This window comes from Georgenia wangjunii, assembly GCF_036421975.1.
Classification (GTDB): domain Bacteria; phylum Actinomycetota; class Actinomycetes; order Actinomycetales; family Actinomycetaceae; genus Georgenia_A; species Georgenia_A wangjunii.
In genome coordinates, this window is sequence record NZ_JAZGON010000001.1 from 479,181 (window position 1) to 500,314 (window position 21,134).

General features: G+C 75.0%; 19 protein-coding genes. 5 read left to right on the plus strand and 14 right to left on the minus strand.

The features are described 5' to 3' along the window. Positions 1-17 precede the first annotated feature (17 nt). From V2J63_RS02160 to V2J63_RS02195, 8 genes are read right to left on the minus strand one after another with little or no spacing between them, the layout of a single operon-like run. Positions 18-983, minus strand: coding sequence for a variant leucine-rich repeat-containing protein (locus V2J63_RS02160; RefSeq protein ID WP_331229330.1), 966 nt, complete (start codon positions 981-983; stop codon positions 18-20). Continuing rightward, positions 980-1,771: a type I 3-dehydroquinate dehydratase gene (gene aroD / locus V2J63_RS02165; protein ID WP_331229331.1), complete on the minus strand. Its 792-nt coding sequence runs from the start codon at positions 1,769-1,771 to the stop codon at positions 980-982. The genes V2J63_RS02160 and aroD overlap by 4 nt, the downstream gene beginning before the upstream one ends. Positions 1,772-1,815: 44 nt before the next feature. After that, entirely contained in the window at positions 1,816-2,727 is a 912-nt protein-coding gene (locus V2J63_RS02170) for a hypothetical protein (protein ID WP_331229332.1), read from the minus strand. Continuing rightward, entirely contained in the window at positions 2,724-3,887 is a 1,164-nt protein-coding gene (locus V2J63_RS02175) for a vWA domain-containing protein (protein ID WP_331229333.1), read from the minus strand. The genes V2J63_RS02170 and V2J63_RS02175 overlap by 4 nt, the downstream gene beginning before the upstream one ends. Then, complete coding sequence (locus V2J63_RS02180; protein WP_331229334.1) at positions 3,884-4,900, minus strand: vWA domain-containing protein; 1,017 nt, start codon at positions 4,898-4,900, stop codon at positions 3,884-3,886. The genes V2J63_RS02175 and V2J63_RS02180 overlap by 4 nt, the downstream gene beginning before the upstream one ends. Next, on the minus strand, positions 4,900-5,352 hold the full coding sequence (locus V2J63_RS02185) for a hypothetical protein (RefSeq protein WP_331229335.1): 453 nt from the start codon (positions 5,350-5,352) through the stop codon (positions 4,900-4,902). Before V2J63_RS02185 ends, V2J63_RS02180 begins: the two co-directional genes overlap by 1 nt. Next, positions 5,339-6,226: a DUF58 domain-containing protein gene (locus V2J63_RS02190; RefSeq protein WP_331229336.1), complete on the minus strand. Its 888-nt coding sequence runs from the start codon at positions 6,224-6,226 to the stop codon at positions 5,339-5,341. Before V2J63_RS02190 ends, V2J63_RS02185 begins: the two co-directional genes overlap by 14 nt. Positions 6,227-6,239: 13 nt before the next feature. Beyond that, a complete protein-coding gene (locus V2J63_RS02195) occupies positions 6,240-7,238 on the minus strand; it encodes an AAA family ATPase (RefSeq protein ID WP_331229671.1) in 999 nt (332 codons plus the stop codon). Between the two features lie 208 nt (positions 7,239-7,446). Between V2J63_RS02195 and V2J63_RS02200 the strand changes: the two genes are divergently transcribed. After that, positions 7,447-9,585 carry a bifunctional copper resistance protein CopD/cytochrome c oxidase assembly protein gene (locus V2J63_RS02200; RefSeq protein ID WP_331229337.1) on the plus strand — a complete coding sequence of 713 codons (2,139 nt, stop codon included), beginning with the start codon at positions 7,447-7,449 and terminating at the stop codon, positions 9,583-9,585. Positions 9,586-9,800: 215 nt separating this feature from the next. Here the strand turns inward: V2J63_RS02200 and V2J63_RS02205 are convergent, their stop codons facing one another. Beyond that, a complete protein-coding gene (locus tag V2J63_RS02205) occupies positions 9,801-10,505 on the minus strand; it encodes an LmeA family phospholipid-binding protein (protein ID WP_331229338.1) in 705 nt (234 codons plus the stop codon). Positions 10,506-10,571: 66 nt separating this feature from the next. Here V2J63_RS02205 and V2J63_RS02210 point away from each other — a divergent pair, with 66 nt between their 5' ends. Continuing rightward, a complete protein-coding gene (locus V2J63_RS02210) occupies positions 10,572-11,864 on the plus strand; it encodes a hypothetical protein (RefSeq protein WP_331229339.1) in 1,293 nt (430 codons plus the stop codon). 67 nt (positions 11,865-11,931) lie between these two features. Then, the gene (locus V2J63_RS02215) at positions 11,932-12,174 is read left to right on the plus strand and encodes an LPXTG cell wall anchor domain-containing protein (protein ID WP_331229340.1); all 243 of its coding nucleotides are present in this window, start codon (positions 11,932-11,934) and stop codon (positions 12,172-12,174) included. A gap of 60 nt (positions 12,175-12,234) precedes the next feature. Here V2J63_RS02215 and V2J63_RS02220 read toward each other — a convergent pair whose 3' ends face one another. From V2J63_RS02220 to V2J63_RS02240, 5 genes are all read right to left on the minus strand, one after another. Continuing rightward, on the minus strand, positions 12,235-13,098 hold the full coding sequence (locus V2J63_RS02220) for a hypothetical protein (protein ID WP_331229341.1): 864 nt from the start codon (positions 13,096-13,098) through the stop codon (positions 12,235-12,237). 96 nt (positions 13,099-13,194) lie between these two features. After that, entirely contained in the window at positions 13,195-13,836 is a 642-nt protein-coding gene (gene lepB / locus V2J63_RS02225; RefSeq protein WP_331229342.1) for a signal peptidase I, read from the minus strand. Continuing rightward, on the minus strand, positions 13,833-14,720 hold the full coding sequence (locus V2J63_RS02230) for a DUF305 domain-containing protein (RefSeq protein WP_331229343.1): 888 nt from the start codon (positions 14,718-14,720) through the stop codon (positions 13,833-13,835). The genes lepB and V2J63_RS02230 overlap by 4 nt, the downstream gene beginning before the upstream one ends. 145 nt (positions 14,721-14,865) lie before the next feature. After that, positions 14,866-16,608 (minus strand): copper amine oxidase, encoded by a 1,743-nt coding sequence (locus V2J63_RS02235; RefSeq protein WP_331229344.1) that lies wholly within the window; start codon positions 16,606-16,608, stop codon positions 14,866-14,868. Positions 16,609-16,622: 14 nt separating this feature from the next. Beyond that, positions 16,623-17,432 carry a hypothetical protein gene (locus tag V2J63_RS02240; RefSeq protein WP_331229345.1) on the minus strand — a complete coding sequence of 270 codons (810 nt, stop codon included), beginning with the start codon at positions 17,430-17,432 and terminating at the stop codon, positions 16,623-16,625. A gap of 261 nt (positions 17,433-17,693) precedes the next feature. Between V2J63_RS02240 and V2J63_RS02245 the strand changes: the two genes are divergently transcribed. After that, a complete protein-coding gene (locus V2J63_RS02245; RefSeq protein ID WP_331229346.1) occupies positions 17,694-19,823 on the plus strand; it encodes a S9 family peptidase in 2,130 nt (709 codons plus the stop codon). An 84-nt stretch (positions 19,824-19,907) separates the two neighbouring features. Next, the gene (locus V2J63_RS02250) at positions 19,908-21,131 is read left to right on the plus strand and encodes a PP2C family protein-serine/threonine phosphatase (protein WP_331229347.1); all 1,224 of its coding nucleotides are present in this window, start codon (positions 19,908-19,910) and stop codon (positions 21,129-21,131) included. The last annotated feature ends 3 nt before the right edge of the window (positions 21,132-21,134 follow it).

The following is a 21,134-nucleotide window of genomic DNA, read 5'->3' on the forward strand; positions in this document are numbered from 1 at the left end:
CCAGCGGCGTCAGGGCCTCAGAGCACCGACTCGCACCAGACCGTGCTCGGCTCGTAGCGGTAGCCGCACGTGTCCCCGAACTCCTCGTACTCGGAGCCGAGCGGGGAGTCGCGGTAGAGGTCGTCGCAGGCCACGCCGTCGCCCTGCTCGCAGGCGTCCCACAGCCGGTCGAGCTCGGCGTCGTCGCCGTAGCCCTGGGGGCCCAGCGAGCCGAGCGCGAAGATCGCGACCCCGCCCAGGACGAGGAGGACCACGATGCCGCCGACGACGGCCGCGACGATCGCGCCGGTCCGACGGCGGGGCTGGGGCGCGTCCCAGGGGGGCGAGGTGCCGTACGAACCGGCCGGAGCGCCGTACGGGGCCGGCGCGCCGGAGTACGGGTCGGCCGGGCCCGAGTACGGGTCGGCCGGTCCGGTGTACGGGTAGGGACCCTCGCCGGCCGGGCCGGAGCCCCCTCCGTACCCGCCTGCCCCGCCGTACGAGCCGGGCGCCGCGGGCCCACCCTGCGCGGCGTACGCGCCGGGCGCGGCGCCGGGACCCGCGGTGTACGGGTTGTCCGAGGCAGCACCGCCCCGTAGCGCGGACGGCGCGGCAGCGGGGGCGGGGAACGACGTCGACCGGGTGCGCGGCCCGGTTGACCCCGCGCCGGGCGAGGTCGCTCCCGGCGCCGGAGGCCCGTGCGTGGGCTGCCCGCCCGGAGCCGGCAGGGAGCCGTCAGCGGGCCGCCCGCCCGGGGGGCCGTACGCCGGGGCGACCGGTCCTGCGGTGGTCGGCGGCGCGCCCCCGGGCCGGCGGGCGAGCGCCGCGCGCACGGCCGGGTCCGCGAGGGTCCCGAGCCACTGGAGCACGACGGGCGGCGCGGACGGGTTCGCCGCGACGAGCTGGCGCAGGTCCGGGCGCTGCGCAGCCATGGCGGAGAGCGTCTCCGGCGCCGTCCCGGGGTCCGTCGCCTGGTGGACGGTGAAGTCCTGCGGCCCGCTCATCGGGCTTCCCCCTCGGTCGCGGCGTCCGAGAGGTAGCGGTGGACGAGCCCGACGACGGGCGCGAGCAGCGCGACGTCGACCTGCCCGGGGGCCGAGGCCCGGTCGAGGGCGCCGAAGGTGAGCGCCGACCCGAAGATCTGCCCGCCCAGGCGGGACACGACGCCCGCGGCACCCATGGCGATCGTGATGACGGGCGGCCCGAGGCGGCCGGAGGCGGTGAGCGTGGCGTCGAGCAGGGTGAGCACGTCGCGGGGCTCCCGCGGCGTCACGGCCACCTTGAGCAGGTCCGCGCCGAGGTCCGCCATCCGCGCGAGCCGGGCGACGATCTCCGCCGCCGGCGGGGTGCCCGCGAGGTCGTGGCTGGAGGCGAGGACGGCGACGCCCCGGGCGCGGGCCGCGTGGACGAGCGGCGCGAGGAGCGCCGGGGGGCGGCCCAGCTCGAGGTCGACGGCGTCGGCGTGACCGGAAGCGAGGACGGCCTCGGTCAGGGCGGCGTACGCCGCGTCCGTGACGTCGGCACGCCCGCCCTCGGCGACGCTGCGGAGCGTGACGACGAGCGGGACCTCCCCCAGGGCTGCCCGGATCGCGGCGAGCGCGGCGAGGACGGCGCCGGCGTCGTCGTGGCGGTCGAACAGGTCCACCCGCCACTCGGCGACGTCGACCGGGGCGACCGCGAGCCGCGCGGCCTCGTCGCGCAGCGCGGGTGCCGCCGGGGAGGTGAGGGAGACGGCCACCTTGGCCCGTCCCTCACCGACCCGCACGCCCCGCAGGTTCACCGCGTCCACCACGTGCCCGCTCCCTCGTCCGCGCTCATCCGTGCCGCCCTGACTGTCTACCAGTTCTGGCCCCCGCCGAAGCCGCCGCCCTCGCGCTGCTGCTGCTCCTGGCGGTCCCGCTCGGCCTCGCGGTTGCGCTCCTCGAGCTCCTCCTGCTGCTCGTCGGGCGTGGGCTCCGCGCTCGGCTCGGGCGTCGGCGTCTGCGTCGGGTCCGGCGTCGGCTGCTCGCCGGGGTCCGGGGTGGGCGTCGCGCTCGGGTCGGGCGTCGGCTCCTCGGTCGGGCCCTCGCTCGGGTCCTCCGTGGGGTCCTCGCTCGGGTCGGCGCTCTCCTCCTCCTCGGCGCTCTCCTCCTTGCTCTTCTGCCGCTCGCTCGTCTCCTGGTTCTCCTGCGAGGCGGCGCACGGGTCGAGGACCTCCCATGCCTCGGCGAAGTGCGCGGCGGCCATGGCGTCGTCACCGACCGCGACGGCGTCGTCGCCCATCGCCTCGATCGCGAGCGAGAGGTTCGTCCGCACCCGGCACTCGGGGCTGCGCGGGTCCTTCGTGCCCTCCGGCGCGTCGGGCAGCGGCCCCGCCTCGGGGACCTCGACGAGGGCGCCGCGCAGCGCCTCGACGGCGAGGAACGTCTCCCCGGCACGGTAGTGGGCGGTGCCGGCGTTGAAGGGGGCCTTCCACGGCTCGACGAGGCGCGCCCACGGCTGCTCCTGGGCGGCGTACTGGTCGGCGGCGTCCGCGAAGCGGCCGGCGTCGTAGTGACGCGTGCCGAGGACGTTGCCGAGGACCGTGCCGAGGAGGACGCCGCCCGCGAGGAGGAACGCGAGGACGACCGGGGCGGACCACGCGAGCAGCCGGCGGCGGCGCTGGAACCGTGGCGCGAGCGGCGGGTGGCCAGTGGCGCCGGGGCCGCCGCGGGTGCGGCCGCCGCGACGGGCGCGCGCGTCGTCGCTGCGGGGTCGGATGCGGATCATCGGCGTGCCCTCCTGCCCGGCACCGGCACGGCGGCGGGCGCCCGACCAGGAGTCGGCGCGGCTCCCGCGGGTGCGGCCGCGGTCGGCGCGGGCGCGGCGGGCGCCGGAGCGCCCGGTGCTGCCGCCGCCGGCCGCGGACTGCCCGCGCCGGCCCGCGGGAGCCGGCGCGCGAGGAACCACGCCTCCCACGCGAGGAGGGCGGCGAGCGCCGCGGCGGCCGGCCAGTACACGTCCGCGTAGACCGAGACGTCCCGCCGGCCGTCGGCGGCGATGTCCTCGACGTCGACCCCGGCGACGAGCGGCGTGACGTCACCTGGCTCGATCCGGTGGACGTAGTCGACGCCGAGCTGCTCGGCGATGCGGCGCAGCGTGGTCTCGTCGATGCGGGAGACCGCCGGGGGGTTCCCCGGCTCGGTCGGGTCGACGATCCACGGGGCGTCGGTGCCCGGTCCCGTGCTCGGGGTGCCGTCGTAGAAACGCATCTGACCGCCCTCCGCGGTGCCGTAGCCGAGGACCGCGCCGCCGTCGACGAGTGGCGCGAGCCCGGCGAACGACGCCGGCTCGGCGTCCCCGGTGGAGGCGTCGCCGTCGGTGTTCTCGCCGTCGGAGAGGAAGAAGACGAGCCGGACGTTCTCCGGGTTGCGCTCGGCCGCCCCCTCGAGCGCCGTCGTCAGCGTCGCGAGCGGGCGGTCGACGGCGGACCCGGCGGAGTAGGCCGTGATCTCCTGGACGAGGGTCTCGGCCCACGTCCGCACCGCGCGCGAGTCCGTCGTCAGCGGGAGCTGCCGCGTGGCCTGGCTGTCGAAGGCGACGACGGAGTACCGGGCACCGGGCATGGCGTCGACGAGGGCGACGACGTCGTTGCGCACGCCCTCGAGCCGCGGCTGCCCGTCGTCGTAGTCCTCGGCGGCCATCGAGCCGGTCCGGTCGACGACGAAGAAGAGCTCGGCGTTGGACTGCACCGTCGTCGTGCTCGCCGGCACGGCCGGCGCGAGCGCGACGACGGTGAGGCAGGCGACCATGCCGGCGCGCCGCAGCCAGGCGAGGGCGGTCCCGTCGCCGCCGCGCCGCGCCCGGTAGGCGAGGACGGCGCACACGAGGAGCAGCGGGCCGAGGACGCTGACGATCGCCCACAGGGGCCAGGCCATCCGCAGGATCATGTCCGCAACCTCCAGCCGAGGAGGACGAGGCCCGCCACGCCGAGCACGGCCACCCACAGGACCGACTCGGGCCGGTCGGTGATGACGACTTCCGGCTCCGCGTCGAGCTCGACGGCCTGCTGGGAGCCGATGTCCTCGATGATGCCCTCGACGGCGGCCGGGTCGTCCGCGTCGTAGAAGAGGCCGCCGCGATCGGTGATCGCAGCCCGGAAGTCCTCCTCGTTCTGCGGGGAGTAGGACTCCTCCGAGGAGGCGAACAGGCCGTAGAGGCGCACGTCCATCTCCGCGGCGAGCTCCGCCGCCTCGTCGAGCTCATAGATGGGGGTACCGAGCACCTCGTTGTCCGTCGCGAGGATGATCGAGCGCGACCGGTCGGTGTCTCCCGCGTCGAAACCGAGGGCGCACGTGGCCAGGCCGTCCCCGACGAGGGAGGAGGCCTCCTGGTCGAGGGAGACGGTGCCCGTGATGAAGTCCTCGAGCCGCGCGAGGTCGGCGGGGTCGTAGAAGACGGAGTCGAGGTCGACGTCGAGGGCGACGGCGGCCGCGTCGAGCTCCTCCTTGACGAGCGCGTAGTCGTCCGTGAGCGGGAAGACCGTGCGCGAGGTCGAGTTCCACACCGACAGGGCGATGCGCTCGCCGTCGAAGCTCTCGACGAGCTCGGAGAACTTCTGCACGATCTCGGTGTCGAACTCGATCATCGAGCCGGAGACGTCGAGGCACAGGACGATGTCCCGCGTCGCGAGGATCTCGGCGCGCACCTGCCGCTCGACCGGACGGGCGACGAGGACGGCGCTGCCGACGGCCGCGACGAGGAGGAGGACGCCGAGGGCGCCGAGCCCCGCGCGCAGGAGCCGCATGCGGCGGTGGTAGGCCGGCAGGCGGGTGAGGTAGGCGCTGTTGGCCACCCAGCGCACGTCGTCCTCGGCACGCGGGGGGCGCGCGAGGAACCAGCCGGCCACCGCCGCGGCGACGACGAGGGCGACGACGACGGGCAGGAGCCACTCGTGCTGCATCACCACTGGTTGATCACCGCCCGGGCCTGGTCGGCCGCGGCAGCCGCCTCGGCGTCGCTGCGGCGCGCGAAGGAGGGCTCCTCCCACACGGCGAGGAGGTCCCCGATCTGGCGGGTCGGGTCGTAGGAGGCGACGTCGGCGCGGGTCCACGAGCTGACGTCGCGGCCGATGCGCTCGGACGCGAACGCGCGCATCGTGCGGGCGAGCTCGAGGTGCAGGCCGCGCAGGTCGAGCTCGTCGTGGCGGTACCGCTCGACGGTCTCCGCGACGACGCGCTCGTAGCGCGCACGCCCGGCCGCGTCCATGTCCGGCGTCTTCGCGGCGCGCTCGCGGCGGGTGCTCAGGAGCACCCACGTGTACCAGCCGGCGACGGCGAGGAGGAGGAGCGCGCCGAGCGCCGGCACCCACCCCGTGTACGCCTCGGGGGGCAGCAGGGAGTCAGCGCCGGACACGTCGTTGCCTCCGGAAGAGGTCGAGGAGGGCGTCGACGACGTCGTCCGAGCTCGCGGCGACGACCTGCTCGATGCCGCGGCGGCGCAGCATGGCGCGCACCTCGGCCTTGCGCTCGGCGACCGCCGCCGCGGCCGCGGCGTGCAGCTTCTTGTCCGCGCGCAGGAACGCGGGCAGGGCGACCTCCCCGTCGATGTCGGCGACCGGCCCCTCGCCGGGGGTGGTCGCCAGGGCGTCAGCGACCGAGATGACCATGATCTCGTGGCGGGTCCGCAGCCGGCGCAGCGCGTCCTCGTGCTCGGGCAGCGGGCGGGCCTCGTCCGTGATGACGACGACGAGCGAGCGGCGCGTGAACCACGTGAGGACGCGGTCGAGGACACGGGCGAGGTCCGACGGCGGGGCGTCGAGGGCGAGGTCCTTCTCGAGGATGGTCAGCAGCATCTCCATGTGGCCGGTCCCCCCGCGGGCGGGCACCTGGGTCATCCGCGCCGAGTCACCGGCGACGAGCGCCACGAGGTCACCGCGCGTGCGGGCGAGGTAAGCGACGACGTCGGCGGCGAAGAGCGCGACGTCCGCCTTGCGCTCCCCGCTCGGGGCCGTCGCGGCCATGTTCCGCCCGGTGTCGACCGCGAGGACCATCGCGAGGTTCGACTCGCGCACGAAGCGCCGGATGATCGGGTGCCCCGCGCGGGCGGAGGCGGACCAGTCGATGTCGCCGACGTCGTCGCCCGGGCGGTACTCGACCATGTCGTCGAAGTCCTGCCCGTGGCCCGTGTAGATCGAGCGGTGGCGCCCGTCGAGCAGGCCGGAGGCACGCCGGACCGTGGGCAGGTCCAGGCGCGCGCGGACCTTGGCCAGGCGCGAGGCGGTCGACATCGGGGGCGGCGTCCTACGGGGCCGGGACCGCGGCGAAGACGGCGTCGATGAGGGACTCGGGCGCGACGTTGTTCGCGAGGGCGTCGTACGTGCGCACGAGCCGGTGACGCAGGACGCTGTGCCGCAGCGCCTTGACGTCGTCCGGCACGACGTACGTGCGGCCCTGCTGGAGCGCGTACGCCTGCGCGATGCGCATGAGGGCGATGGCGCCGCGGGGGCTCGCGCCGACGCGCACGTGCTGGGAGAAGTTCGGCAGCGGGCGCGGGCCGCCGCCCCGGGTCGTGTTGATGATCGCGACGATGTACTGCTTGATCGAGACGTCGACGTACACCTGCTGCGCGAGGCGCTGGAGGAAGAGGACGTCCTCGAGCCCGAGGGGCGCGGTCGTCAGCGGGGCCTCGAGGGAGCCGGAGTTGATCCGCTCGAGGATGTCGAGCTCCTCGTTCGGCGTCGGGTAGGTGAGGACCTCCTTGACGAGGAACCGGTCCATCTGGGCCTCGGGCAGGACGTACGTGCCCTCCTCCTCGATGGGGTTCTGCGTCGCCAGGACCATGAACGGCTTGGGCAGCGGGTAGACCTCGCCACCGATCGACGTCTGCTTCTCCTGCATCGCCTCGAGCATCGCGGACTGCGTCTTCGCGCTCGAGCGGTTGATCTCGTCGAGGAGGACGAGGTTGGCGTGGACCGGGCCGAGCTGGGTCGTGAACTTCCCGGTCGCGTAGTTGAAGATCTGCGTGCCGACGATGTCGTTCGGCATGAGGTCCGGCGTGCACTGGATGCGGTGGAAGCTCCCCGAGACGGCGGCGGCGAGCGTGTGCGCCGCGGTCGTCTTCGCGAGGCCGGGCACCGACTCGAGGAGCACGTGGCCGCCGGCGACGAGGGTCGAGACGAGCGCCGTGCGCAGCACCTCCTGGCCGACGACGCGCTGGCCGAAGATGTCGGTGATCCGCCGCAGGAGGACGGCCGCGCGGCGGCTGTCCTCCGACTCGATCGTCGCGGTCGCGGGCGCCATGCCCGTCGCGGTGGCGGACGTGCTGCCCGCCGAGCCCGGTGTGCTCATCGTTCCCCGTTCCTCGCGCGTCCACCCGCAGGTGTCCGCTCTCGTGCCGCGCGTTGGTCCCGCGCGAGTATGCCACCCGTGGCTGACGGCACCGTGCCCGCACCCGCGCCCGCTCGCCGAGCGGAGGGACGCGCCCGCCGTGACGACCTACGCTGAGGGCGTGCCGACCCCGCCGGAGAACCTACGTCTGCCGCGCGCCGCCGTCGTCGCCGGCGCCCTCGTCGGGATCGTCGTGCTCGCCGTCGCGCTCTCCTACTCCGGTGCCACGGCGCCCTCGCTCGTGCTCGACCCGGGCGCGCTCGTGCGCTGGGGCGTCCCGGTGGCGACCGTCGTCGTCGATGCGGCGACCGCCGTGACGATCGGCGCCCTCGCGCTCTGCGCCGTCGTCCTGCCGTTCCAGCGCGTGAGCGCCCGTGCCGGGACCACGACCGGTACGGGCGAGGCGCTCGACGCCGGCGCCCCTGAGCGCGCCGGCGCGCAGGGGCCCAGCCGCGAGCGCGTCAGCCGCGCCGCCCGGGACCGGGCCTCCCGGGACGCCGTCGACGTCGACGGCGGCGCGTGGCGCACGGCTGCCCGCGTGGCCGCCGTCGGGGCCGGCGTGTGGACGCTCGCCTCGCTCGCTCGCCTCGTCCTCGTCTACGCGCGCACGGCCGGCCAGCCCGTGGGCGGCGCCGACTTCGGTACCGGGCTCGCGCAGTTCGCCACCGAGATCCCGCTCGGCCAGAACCAGCTCGTCGCGACCGGGCTCGCCGCGCTCGTCGCCGTCGCCGCCGTTGCCGTCGGCTCGCTGACGACGGCGGCCCTCGTCGCGGCGCTCGCGCTCGGCGCCCTCGTCCCCATCGCGCTCACCGGCCACGCCGCCGGTGCTGCGAGCCACGAGCTCGCCGTCTCCTCGCTGTGGCTCCACGTGGCCGGGGTGAGCCTGTGGGCGGGCGGGCTCGTCGTCCTGTGCCTCGTCGCCCCGCGGCTGCGCGGGGACCTCGTGGCCAGCGTGACCCGCTACTCCACGCTCGCCGGCTGGTGCTTCGCGCTCGTCGGGCTCTCGGGCATGATCAACGGCTGGATCCGCATCGGCTCGCTCGCGGGGCTCGGGACGGAGTACGGCGTGCTCCTGCTCGCCAAGGTCGCGATCTTCGTCGCGCTGGGCCTGGCCGGCTGGGCGCACCGGCGGACGACGATCCCGCGGCTCGCCGAGGTCGCGCCGGGGCGGGCCGCGCGCAGCTGGGCCTTCTGGCGCCTCGCCGCCGGAGAGGTCCTCCTCATGGGCGCCGTCATGGGGGTGGCCGTGGCCCTGGGCTCGACCGCCCCGCCCACGCCGCAGGAGCCCGTCGCGTCGCCGAGCCCCGTGCACTCGGCGACCGGGCACGACATCCCCCCGGAGCCCACCGCCCTCGCCTGGCTCACGCAGGTGCGCCCCGACATCCTCTTCGCCCTCGCCGCGCTCACCCTCGCCGGCGTCTACGTCGCCTGGGTGCGGCGGCTGCGTCGGCGCGGCGACGCGTGGCCCGTGCCCCGCACCGCCGCGTGGCTCGTCGGCTGCGCCCTCTTCCTCTGGGTGACGAACGGCGGCCCGGCCGTCTACGGCTCCATCCTCTTCAGCGCGCACATGCTCCAGCACATGCTGCTCGTCATGGTCGTGCCGATCTTCTTCGTCCTCGGCGCGCCCGTGACGCTAGCGCTGCGCGCCCTGCCGCGGCGGGGGGACGGCACCCGCGGGCCGCGGGAGTGGCTCCTCGCGATCGTCCACTCGCGCTGGGCGGGATTCTTCGCCAACCCGATCGTCGCGGCGGTGAACTTCGCCGGCTCGATGGTGGTCTTCTACTACTCGCCGCTGTTCGAGCTGGCGCTGACGACCCACCTCGGCCACGTGCTCATGGTCGTCCACTTCACCCTCGCCGGCTACATGTTCGCCAACGTCCTCATCGGCATCGACCCGGGGATCAGGCGCCCTGCCTACCCCCTCCGGCTCGTCATGCTCTTCGCGACGATGGCCTTCCACGCGTTCTTCGGGATCGCCGTGACCATGGCGACGACCCTCTTCGCCGCCGACCACTTCGCCGGTCTCGGCCTGCCGTGGCGGGTCGACGCCCTCGCGGACCAGGACATGGGTGGCGCGATCACGTGGGGCATCGGGGAGATCCCCACGCTCGTGCTCGCCGTCGCGGTGGCGGTGAGCTGGGCGCGGGACGAGGAGCGCGCCGCCCGGCGCGGGGACCGCAAGGCCGACCGGGACGACGACGCCGACCTCGTCGCCTACAACGCACAGCTCGCGCGCCTCGCGGACCGCGACGCCCGCTGAGCGGCCTCAGCCCGCCTCCGCCGGTGGGACCACCCCACATGACGACGTTCGCGTCACCCGCCTCGGTGAGACCGCACGGTCAAGGGCGAGACCGCACCTGGCAGCGCCGCGGCGACCCAGAACCGTGCGGTCTCACCGCCACCGGGGCTCCGGTGCGGTCGCTCCGCCACCGGGGCTCCGGTGCGGTCGCTCCACCGACCGCAGCGGAGGGTGTCTCAGCGACTGCCGCGGTCAGCCACCTCGATGAGGCTGACGTCCTCGCCCTCGGCCCGCACGCGCACGCCGCCCTCGATGACGTCGACGCGCGTGAGCGCGAGTCCCTCCGGCAACCCCGGGACCGGCAGGCTCAGGCCGGCGAAGAGGTCCGAGACGACGCTCGGGAGCTCGTCCGCACCGACGCTGCGCCCGCCGACGGCGATCTCCGCGAGCTCGAGCTCGACCGCCGCCCCCGCCGCCACGGGCTCAGCGCCGACGGCGATCGCGGTGCCGAGCACGTCGATGCCCAGCCGGACCCGCTCGCCGTCGAGGTCGAGCCGCAGCCCGCTGCCCGGCGCCGCCTCCTCCAGCGCCGCGCGCAGCGTCGCGAGCGGCACGGTCGCATTGAGCTCGACGGTGTCCGACACGTGTGGCTCCGACGTGTCGACGCCGCGCGCGGCGACGCGGACGTCCTCGAGGCGAAGCCCCTCGACGAGGACGCCGTCGGCCGTTCCCCGCACCTCCGCGAGGGAGCCCGCGAGCACCTGGGTGAGGAACGGGAAGCCGTCGATCGTCACGTCCATCGCGCCGTCGACCTCGACCTCCTCGCCGATCGCGGCCGCGAGGTCCTCCTCGGTGCGGGCGTGGACGAGACGGTCGACGACCGCCCCGCCGGCGAGGACGACGAGCGCCAGGACGAGGACCACAGCAGCAAGCCGGCGCATTCCCCTACGGTAGGGCTTCAGCACGGACGCGGTGGGGCGCGTTCCCACTGGCAGGAGGGCGAGGCGGTGTCCGAGGACGAGGACCGCACCCCCGCGCGCCCGCACCTCCCTGGTGCGGGCGGCCCGGCGGCGGGAGACCCCGGCACACCCGCCGGCCCGGTGCCCCCGACCGGGCACCGGCCGAGCCGCCGGGAGCTCCGCGAGGCCGCGGCGCGTGCCGCCGCTGCGGACGCCGCCCCCGCCGCGAGCGCCGAGCCGGGACACTCCGCCGCCGGCGAGCCCTCACCGCCGCCGGCCGGTCGCGACGAGCAGGCGCCCGCCGACGAGCACGACGAGCACGTCCCGCACCCGGACGAGCCCGCCGGAGCGGCCCTCGTCGGGGTCCGCGCCGCGCGCGCCGAGCCGGACGACGACGTGCACGGCGGTGCCACCGCCGTGCACGTCGCGCACCTGGGAGCGGGGGGCTCCGGCGGCGAGACCCGCGCCCCCGCACCCCCCTTCCTCTGGGTCGTGCTGGGCGCGGTCCTCATCGCCGTCTCGCTCGCCATCCTGTGGGGCGCGAGCCAGCGCGTCCCCGACGGCACCGGCCGCGCGTCGGACGTCTCGCCCACCGGTGCCGCGGTGGGCGGCACGCTCGCCGGGGAGGGTTCCGCACGCGAGCCGACCAGTGGCACCGCCGAGGCCCCTACCGCCGCCACCCCCGCCATCGACGACGCGACCATCGCCCAGGCCATGCTCGGCCTCCAGGCGCTCCCCACCGGCTCGGACTGCACCAACCTCTCCGCGGACGCGCAGGTCGTGCACACCTACGCGGACACGCTCCTCGTCGACGGCGCCTGGCCCGACCTGCCGACGTCCCGGCTCATCCCCGTGACGCTCGACGAGCTGGCCGCAGCGTGTGCCGCGGACTACGCCCAGCGCCTCGCCCAGTACCTCGCGAGCGACCCCGCCGCGCACCCCGCCGTCGTCACCGCCGTCCGCGCGCACCACGACGTCATCACCCTCGCCCGCCCCGCGCCCGAGGGTGCCGTCGCCGACGAGGCCTTCCGCACGGCCAGCGGGAACATCCGGTGCACGATCACCCACGACGGCGCCGGCTGCGCCATCCTCGTGCGCAGCTTCGAGAACCCGCCCGGGTGCACCACCCCGACGACCGGCGCGCTCTCGGTCGCCCTCTTCGGCGACGACGTCCTGCCCTGCGTCGGGACGGTGGAGGGGGGGCCGTCACAGCTCGAGGTGGGGGCGACCTCGGCGGTCGGCGACTACGCGTGCACGAACGACGGTGCGTCGGTGACGTGCTGGCACACCGTCTCCGGCGCCGGGTTCACGCTCAGCCCGGAGGCGCTGACCGAGCTCTGAGGCTGCCCGGCCCCGGACCGGCCCCCGCTCCGTCGCACGTCCGGACCCGGCTGCTACGGTCGACGCGATGCGCGACGAGTCGCGCGTGCCGACCACGATGGAGTGTGCGATGAGCTCGTTCTCGATGTTCCTGACGACGTCCGCCGGACGCGCCGTGGAGGAGGCCACCCTCGCCGGCGCGCCCCTCGGCTCCCTGCCGAGCACGGGCGCCGAGGTGACGTGGATCGTCGTCGCCGCGGTCCTCGTCGTCGCCGCCGGCGTGGGCGCCTACCTCCTCAGCCGCCGCGGCCGTCGCAACCGCGAGGACTGACCGCCGGACGCCAGGGCGGCGGCCACCGCCGACGTCCGCGGCACCGGCGTCCGCGGCACCTCAGGGTCGCTCGGCGTCCTCGGCCGCGTCGATCCGGCTGCTCACCTGGGCGAACCAGTCGAGCGCGTCCATCCCGGTGTAGCCGAGGTGGTCGGCGACGGCGAGGAGCACCTGCTCGCGCTCGGCGACGAGTGCGTCGCTCAGCGTGACGTCCGGGGCTGCGAGCGCCCGGCGCAGCCGCTCGGTGAACCACGTCGCCACCTCGGCCGCCACGGCCGAGGGGTGGTCGCCGGCCATCCGCTCGCCCGCGACGACGACGAGCTCGACGGCCTGGAGCGCCTGCCGGAGCGTACGCACCTCGACGAGGAGGGGCGCGACGTCGTCGGCGGCCTCGCGCGCGGCACGCTCGGCCCCCTCCGCGCGGGCGTGCTCGAGCAGCTCGGGGATGTCGGTGCCGGGCGGCAGGCCGAGCCGGTGGAGCGCGAGGCGGACGTGCGCGGGACCGGGCACGTCGCCGAACGCCTCGCGGCACAGCGGTGCCACCTCCGCCAGGACTGTCCGGGCCCGGCGCAGGTACGTCCGTTGCGGGTCGGGCGGGAGGAGGTCCCACTCCTGGGCGTAGGGGATGGCGCCGTCCTCGACCGCCATGCGCGCGGCGAGGGTCGGCGCGGCGGGTGCGAGCACGGCGAGCATCCAGGCGTCGTCGTCCGCCCACGGTGGCGTCTCCGCTCCGGCGTGCGGGTCGGACCCGCCCGCCAGTCCGGCACCCCTGGACCTCTCCGCTGCCCCACCGGCCAGGTCCGCCCCCGCCGGCACCTCGCCGAGCCGCTCGGCCCGCTCGCGGCGCAGCCAGCGCACCTCACGCTGGAGCGCGGTGATCGTCCGCACCATCTCGGCGGTGAGGTCGTCCTCGGCGGGTGCCACGGCCCTACGGTAGGGCCGGAACGGGCCCAGCGGCGGTTGCTCGTGCCGGTGTCGGCCAGGGCCGCGCCGCGGCGCCACAGGCCAGCCGGCGCACAGCTACATCCGCGTCCGGACGACGCCGATGAGGTCGTCGACGTCGACCGCTCCCTGCAGCTCCCCGGCCGGGTCCGACCGCGAGTCGCGGGAGACGGCGCGGTGGTCGCCGAGGACCCACACGGCACCGTCCGGGACGACCGTGTCGAACGCGAGGCCGCTGGCGAACCTGCCCCCGGACGGGTGCAGGTAGGGCTCGTCCAGCTCGTTCCCGTCGATGAGCAGCTTCCCGGCCCGGGAGCAGCACACCACCCGCTCACCCGGGAGGGCGACGACCCGCTTGACGACGGTCGCCGGACCCTCGTCGGGCGGCGCCGTAGCGTCCTGCGTACGGCCGTGCAGCGGCGCGCCGAGGGCGGTGCGCTCCGCGTGATCGGCCCAGGAGCCCGGATCGGGGAAGAGCACGACGTCGCCGCGCGCGATGCGGGCGCGCCCGCCGTCGTCGAGGAGCTCGACGACGATGCGGGCGCCCGGGTCCAGGCCCGGCTCCATCGACGGCCCGGAGACGGCGTAGACCTCGTAGTGCTGACCAGCCCACAGCACCGCCCCCGCTCCGACGAGCAGGCCGGTCGCCGCCGACAGGGTCGCGACGACCGCACGGCGCGGCCGGGCGCGGCGCCGCACGGGCGAGGCCGGCTGCCTCACGGCGGGCCGGACCCGTCGTCGGCCGCGGAGGGCGGCGCGGACTCGGAGGACGGCGCGGACCCCGCGGGCGGCGTGGACCGGGAGGGCGGCGCGGACTCGGTCGACGGCTCCGCGTCGGTGCCGTAGGTGAGGTACTCACCCTCGACGTAGGCGTCCGGGAGCCCGAGGTCGCCCGCGTCGAGCGCCGCGATCATCGCCCGGAGCTGCTCGAGCTCGGAGACCTGCTCCTGCACGACGTGCGTGGCGCTCGAGCGGACGAACGTGTTCTCCGCCTCGGCGAGCGCCTCCTCGGCCATCGTCAGGGCGCCCTCGTGGTGCGGGATCATCAGCTCGAGGTAGAGCCGTTGGGCCTGTGCGGCCCCGGCCCCCCGCAGCGCCTCCATCTGTTCGTCCGTGAGCATGCCGTCCATGCTCACGCCATGGACGTGGCTGCAGGACGGCAGCGCGGCCTCGTCCCCGACCACCGGGCCACCGTGTCCGGTGTGGTCCCCGCCGCCCGTCGCCGGGTCGGCAGCCGCCGGTACGGCGCGCGGACCGGAACCGCCCGCGTTCAGCTGCTCCGCCGCGTCGGCGAGCGCCACGTCCCACGCGGCGAGCCACCCCTGCATGGCCTGGACCTCCTGCCCCTGGGTCGCGGCGACGTACCGGGCGAAGCGCTGGCCCCGTTCCCACACCCCGTCCTTGTCCAGGAGGATCTCGCTCATCTCGACCGCCTGCTGGTGGTGCGGCACCATCATCTCGACGAAGCAGACGTCGGCCTCCAGCGGGCGGGCTTGCACGGTCGCGGCCGCGTCCTCGCGGCCCGCCGTCGTCGGCGCGCATCCCGCCGCGAGCACCCCGCACACCACCGCGAGCAGTGCGCACCGGGCCAGTGCTGCCCTCATGCTTCCTCCTTCGGTCCCGGCGCTGGGGCCGGGCGCCGACCGGGCGCCCGGTCGCACCGCCGGTCTCAGCTCTACGCGTCGGGGTGCGCGGTGCCTCGGAGGTCGGGACCCGACCTCCGAGGCGCCGCGCACCCGGTGGGCAGCGTCAGGCGCCGGCCGCGCTCCGCTGACGCAGCACCAGCCCGAGGGCGAGCAGGGCGAGCGCGAGGAGCACCACGCCTCCGGCTGCCGCTCCCGTCATGGGCAGACCGATCCCGCTCGGCAGGGAGATGCTGCTGCCTCCTTCGGCGCCGCTGGCGCCGCTGGGCGGGGCGGCGCCGTCCCCTGCCACACCGCCCGCACCGTCCGGCGCAGTCGGGTCGTCACCGTCCCCGTCTCCCGGTGCGGTGGGGGCGTCCGTCGTGCCGTCGGTCGGCGCGTCCGTCGTGCCGTCGGTGGGCGCGTCCGTCTGGCCGTCGGTCGGGACATCCGTCGTGCCGTCGGTCGGGACGTCCGTCGGGCTGTCCGTCGGCACCTCGGTCGGCTCCGCGGACGGGTCCTCGGTCGCCACCTCGGTCGGCTCCTCGGTCTCCTCCGCGCAGGGGTAGGTCGCGCCCGTCTCGCGCACGTCCCCGTTCATGTGCCGGCGGCACTCCTCCTGCATCGGGTTCATGGCCGAGAAGTCGCGCGGGTACAGCGTGAAGCCCTGCCAGTGGATCGGCATCGGCGACTGGTCCTCGTCGCGGTTGACGTGGTGGAAGCCCACGTTGACCCACGCGACCGGGTCGGTCAGCACCTCGCTGTCGGCGACATAGTCCGTCACGGCCGCATTGGGCTTCGTGGGCACGAGGTTGTAGGACGCATGAATCTCGTCCGGCTTCGGCTGCGAGAATGCGATGTCGTAGTCCGACTCCGGATTGAGGTTGTAGGCGCGGTCGGAATCCATGATGATTTCGTAGCTGCGCGCGTGGCCGTCGGAGTTGAGCGAGTCCGGATTGACGACGCGGACCTGCTCGAGATTGTCGTAGAACATCTTGCCCTCGCGTTCGACGGGCAGGATCTCCGTCTCGAGGATCGCGGTCCTCCCGGTGTCGCCGGTCGTCCCGTACTCGCCGGTCGGCGCGGTGACGATCCGCTCGACGTTCTGCGTGGCGGCGCTGTCGATGCCGAAGTCCACGCGCCAGAAGGCGGAGTGGTAGTGGTTGACCGCGAAGCCCGTCTCCCCCACACCGAGGGGCCACCCGCGGTTGACCGCGTCGGCGAAGTCGTTCGGCGAGAGGTCTCCCGTCGCGCCCAGGCGGACGCTGACCTCGCCGTCGTCGTGGAACCGGTACTCGGTCTGGTACTCGTACCAGCCGATGCGGCTCATCGTGTGGAGCACGAGGTCCGTGCCCTGGGCGATGTAGAGCTGCTCGTTGCCGACGTTGGAGCGGTTCGCGATCCCGGAGTCCTCCTCGGTGATGCACAGGGCCGGGGCGGCGGGCCGGTCCTCGGTCAGCCAGGCGGTGCGGACCTCGCCGTTGACGCAGTCGAGCGCCGTCTGGTCCTGCATGCGGCGGCCGCCGACCTGGTAGGTCGTGACGTCGTTGTACTCGGTGACGCCCGTGTCGTACGGGACGTTGAGCTGGGCGAGGCCGATCGAGTCGAGCACCATGATCGGCTGCTCGGCGTCGTTCGGCTGGAAGGCGACCTGGTCGAGGATGAGGCCTCGGTAGGAGTCGACCCGCCAGCACATCTCCCAGGTCGTCCCGGCAGCGAGCTCGTGCTGCACGAGGCTGTCGCCCGAGCAGGACGCCTCGGTCACGGTCTGGGGGGCGGCGGCGGCCGGGACGGCGAGGGCGGCCACGAGGAGCGGGGCGGCCACGACGGCGGCGGTCGCGGCGATGACGGTCTTCTTGTGTGTGTTCACGTGTTCGTCCCTGCTCAGTTGACGGGGGTGACGGTCTGGGTGGACAGGTTGACCACGTAGGGCGTCGTGGTGAGGAACGGCCCGTCGGGCGTCTGGACGAGGACCTCGACGCAGCGGTCGGTCGCGCAGGCGTCGACGCCCGCGCCCTCCGCGCCACCCGAGAACGAGTGAGCGGTGACGTCCACCGTGTCCTCGGTGAGCGTGGTCTCGCCCGTCGTCTCGGTGAACTCCTGGAGGATCGCCTCACCCGCGACGTCGGAGGCGAGCAGCAGCTCGAACGCCGTCTGCGTCTCGAACTCCGTCGGAGCCGGCTGGACGTCCTGCGCCGCCGTCACGGTCTCGACGCTCTGACCGCTGAGGTCGACGACGTAGTGGAGCAGCTCCTCGGACGCGTAGTCGTAGTACATGAGGGACAGGCGCCGGTGCAGGTCGTCGTACATCCCCGGGTCCGCCAGGTCGGCGCTCAGGTACTGCGCCCCCGCCTCGTCCGTCACGGACTCCGTGCCCGCGTAGGACGGGTGCTGGGCGACGAGGTTCCGGGCGAACGCGACCTCGTCAGCCGAGAGCTGGTCGTACGCGCCCCGGGCCGCGGGCACCGCGACGGTCGCGGACTTCTCGGGTGCGTCGACGTCGGTCGACTCGGCCGCGATGGTGGGCCCTGCCTGCTCCGTGACGGCGGGGCCGGCGGCGTCGGCGGAGCGCGCTGACTCGGTGACGAGGTAGGCGGTGCCCGCGCCCGCGACGAGCGCACCGCTGAGTCCGAGGACGAGGAGGCGGGACGGCCGGCGGCGGAGGGCCACCGGCCCAGGTCCTTCTGCGGTCATAGACGTATCTTTCTGCGAGGCAGATTCGCATCGACGTCGTTCGACGTGCGAGAACGAAACAGCTGGAGGTGCTCTCCGGCCGCGTTCGCAGTCAACCTGCCGCGCATTGCGGGCACATTTCTCGAACGTACGCGAGCCGTAAACTCTTGGCCGGCACGCGACGCATAGTTCGTTTCGGTCGAGAGGAACCCTCGGGGCCGGCATTTTCGCCGGGGAACGCTCGCGGGCGGCACCTGTGCCGCGCGTGATAGGACAGACCTCGTGAACGGATCCGAGCCCACCCCCTTCCACGACCTCGACGACTACGTCGCCCTGCCGCGTCTCGGCGGGTTGGCCCTGTCCCCCGACGGCGACCGGCTCGTCACGGGCGTGAGCACGCTCGACGCCGACCGCACGGCTTACGTCACCGCGCTGTGGGAGGTCGACCCGGCCGGGGAGCAACCCGCAGTACGGCTCACCCGCGGCGCGCGCGGCGAGGCACAGCCCGCGTTCACGGCCGCCGGCGACCTGCTCTTCGTCGCCCGCCGCGCGCACGGGAAGGAGTCCGCCGACGACGCGCCCCCCTCCCTGTGGCGGCTGCCGCGGACGTCGGGTGAGGCGCACCTGCTCGCCGCCCACCCCGGCGGCGTCGGCGGGGTCCGGACCGCGCGCACCGCGGACGTCGTCGTCGTCGAGGCGGGCGCCCTGCCCTCGGCGCCCGACCTGGACGAGGAGAAGCGGCTGCGGGACGCGCGCAAGGAGAAGAAGGTCAGCGCGATCCTCCACAGCGGGTACCCCGTGCGGTACTGGGACCACGACCTGGGCCCGGACTTCCCGCGCCTGTACGCCCTCGACGACCCCGCCGGGGCCGGCGGCACGCTCTCGTCCTCCCCCCCGGCCGCCCCGTCCGCCGACGGCGCGGCCGACGACGCGGCGGCGACCCTGCGCGACCTCACCCCGGAGGCGGGTGCCCACCTCGTCGAGACCTCCCGCGACCTCGCGGCGGACGGCACCTTCCTCGTCTCCACGTGGTCCCTGCCCGAGGCCCTCGGCTCGATCCGCGACTCCCTCGTCCGCATCGACGTCGCGACCGGCACGCGCACGACGCTCCTGTCCGGGCCGGAGCTCGAGCTCGGGACGCCGCGCATCAGCCCCGACGGCACCTCCGTCGTCTACCGCCGCGAGACGCGCAGCACCGCCCACGCCGCCCCGCGCAACTACCTCGAGCTCCTCGCGCTCGACAAGGAGGGCGCCACCCCGCGCGCCGTCGCCGGGCAGTGGGACCGCTGGCCGGCGTCCGTGGCCTGGCTCCCGGACGGCTCGGGCCTCCTCGTCGTCGCCGACGACGACGGGCGCAGCCGCCTCTTCCACGTCGACCTCGCCACGGACGAGGTCACGCGCCTCACCGACGAGGGCGCCCTCACCGACGTCGTCGTAGCCCCCGACGGCACGGCCGCCTACGCCCTGCGGGCGTCCTACGGCTACCCCGCCGAGGTCGTGCGCATCGACCTCACCGGCCTCGGTGGGGACGAGATCACCGCCGGTGGTGCGACGGTCACCCGTCTCCGGGGCCCGGTCGAGCGACCGGCCCTTCCCGGCACGCTCACCGAGGTCGAGACGACGACGGCCGACGGCGCCCGCGTGCGCGCCTGGCTCGCCCTGCCCGACGGTGCCACCGACGCCGCACCCGCCCCGCTCCTCCTGTGGATCCACGGCGGCCCGCTCGGCTCGTGGAACGCGTGGAGCTGGCGGTGGAACCCCTGGATCATGGTCGCCCGCGGCTACGCCGTGCTCCTGCCCGACCCCGCCCTGTCCACCGGCTACGGGCAGGACTTCATCCAGCGCGGCTGGGGCGCGTGGGGCCAGGCGCCGTACACCGACCTCATGGCGATCACGGACGCCGTCGAGGAGCGGCCGGACGTCGACGCCTCCCGCACCGCAGCCATGGGCGGGTCCTTCGGCGGGTACATGGCCAACTGGGTCGCCGGGCACACCGACCGCTTCCGCGCCATCGTCACCCACGCGAGCCTGTGGGCCCTCGACGCGTTCGGCCCGACGACGGACGCCGCCTTCTACTGGGGCCGGGAGATGTCCCCCGAGATGGCCCTGGCGAACTCCCCGCACCTCCACGTCGGGAGCATCCGCACACCCGTGCTCGTCATCCACGGTGACAAGGACTACCGGGTGCCCATCGGCGAGGGCCTGCGGCTCTGGTACGAGCTCCTGTCCGCCTCCGGCCTCCCCGCCGACGACGAGGGCCGCACCCCGCACCGCTTCCTCTACTTCCCCGACGAGAACCACTGGATCCTCACCCCCCAGAACGCGAAGGTCTGGTATGAGGTGGTCCTCGCCTACCTCGCCGAGCACGTGCTCGGCGAGGAGCCGCCGGCCCTGCCGGAGACGCTCGGCTGAGGCGTGGGCGCCCGGGGCCGTCCTGGGACCGCGACGAGCGCGACCCGCCTGCGTCCAGGTCCCGGCCCTGCGTACAGTTGCTGGGTGGACCCTGAGACGCGTGACCTGCCCAGCCCTGACGCGGCCACGCTCGCGGCCGTCGCCTGGCTGCTCGACGGCACACACCTGAGCACCCCGGACCGGCTCCCCGGCACGGTCGCCGAGGCGGGCCGCGCGCTCGGGTGGGACGTCGCGGTCTACCTCGTGACGTTCAACCAGCGCCAGCTCGTGCCGTTGCGGCTGCCGGCCAAGGGCCTCCCGACTCACGACATCACGCAGGGTGCCGCGGGGCGGGCCTTCCGGTCGGTGCGCACGGTCACCGACGGCGACGTCGCCTGGGTCCCGCTCCTCGACGGTGTCGAGCGGATCGGGGTGCTGCGGATCCAGTTCCCCGAGCCCGCCGAGGACGCCATCACCGCCCCCGGCGTGCCCGAGCAGATCCGCTGGTTCTCGCTGCTGGTCGGCCACCTCGTCTCGATCGTCTCCGCGCACGGCGACACGATCACCCTTGTCCGGGGCGGCGCCGACCGCACGCTCGAGGCGGAGCTGCTGTGGAACCTCCTCCCGCCGCTCACGTTCGCGTGCGACCGGGTCGTCATCGCGGGGCTGCTCGAGCCGAGCGAGCGGGTGGCTGGGGACGCCTTCGACTACGCCGTCGACGGTGACGTCGCCACCTTCGCGCTCTTCGACGGCAGCGGGCACAACCTCCACTCGGGCCTGCTCACCTCGGTGACGGTGGCGACCTACCGGAGCCAGCGGCGCCACGGGGCGGACCTCGCGGCGACCGCCCGCGCGATCGACGAGGTCCTCCTCGCGCACACCGACGGCTCCGGCTTCGCCACGGGTGTGCTCGCCGAGCTCAACCTGGACACGGGGCTCCTGCGCTTCGTCAACGCCGGCCACCCCCGGCCCGTCCTCCTGCGGGACGGGCGCTTCGTCAAGTCCCTCGACCACGCGGGCCGACCGATCTTCGGCCTCGGCGACGCCGCCGTCACCGTCGGGGAGGAGCGTCTGCGCCCGGGTGACCAGCTCGTCTTCTACACCGACGGCATCACCGAGGCACGCACGGACGACGGCGCGTTCTTCGGGCTCGACGCCCTCATCGGGCTCCTCGAGCGGTGCGCGGCGGAGCGGAGCCCGGCGCCGGAAACCCTCCGGCTCACGGTCGAGAACGTACTCGCCCATCAGCGCGGCATCCTCCAGGACGACGCGACGATACTGCTCGTCGAGTGGGCCAACCTCGGCGGGGAGCGCCTCGGACCGGAGTGACGC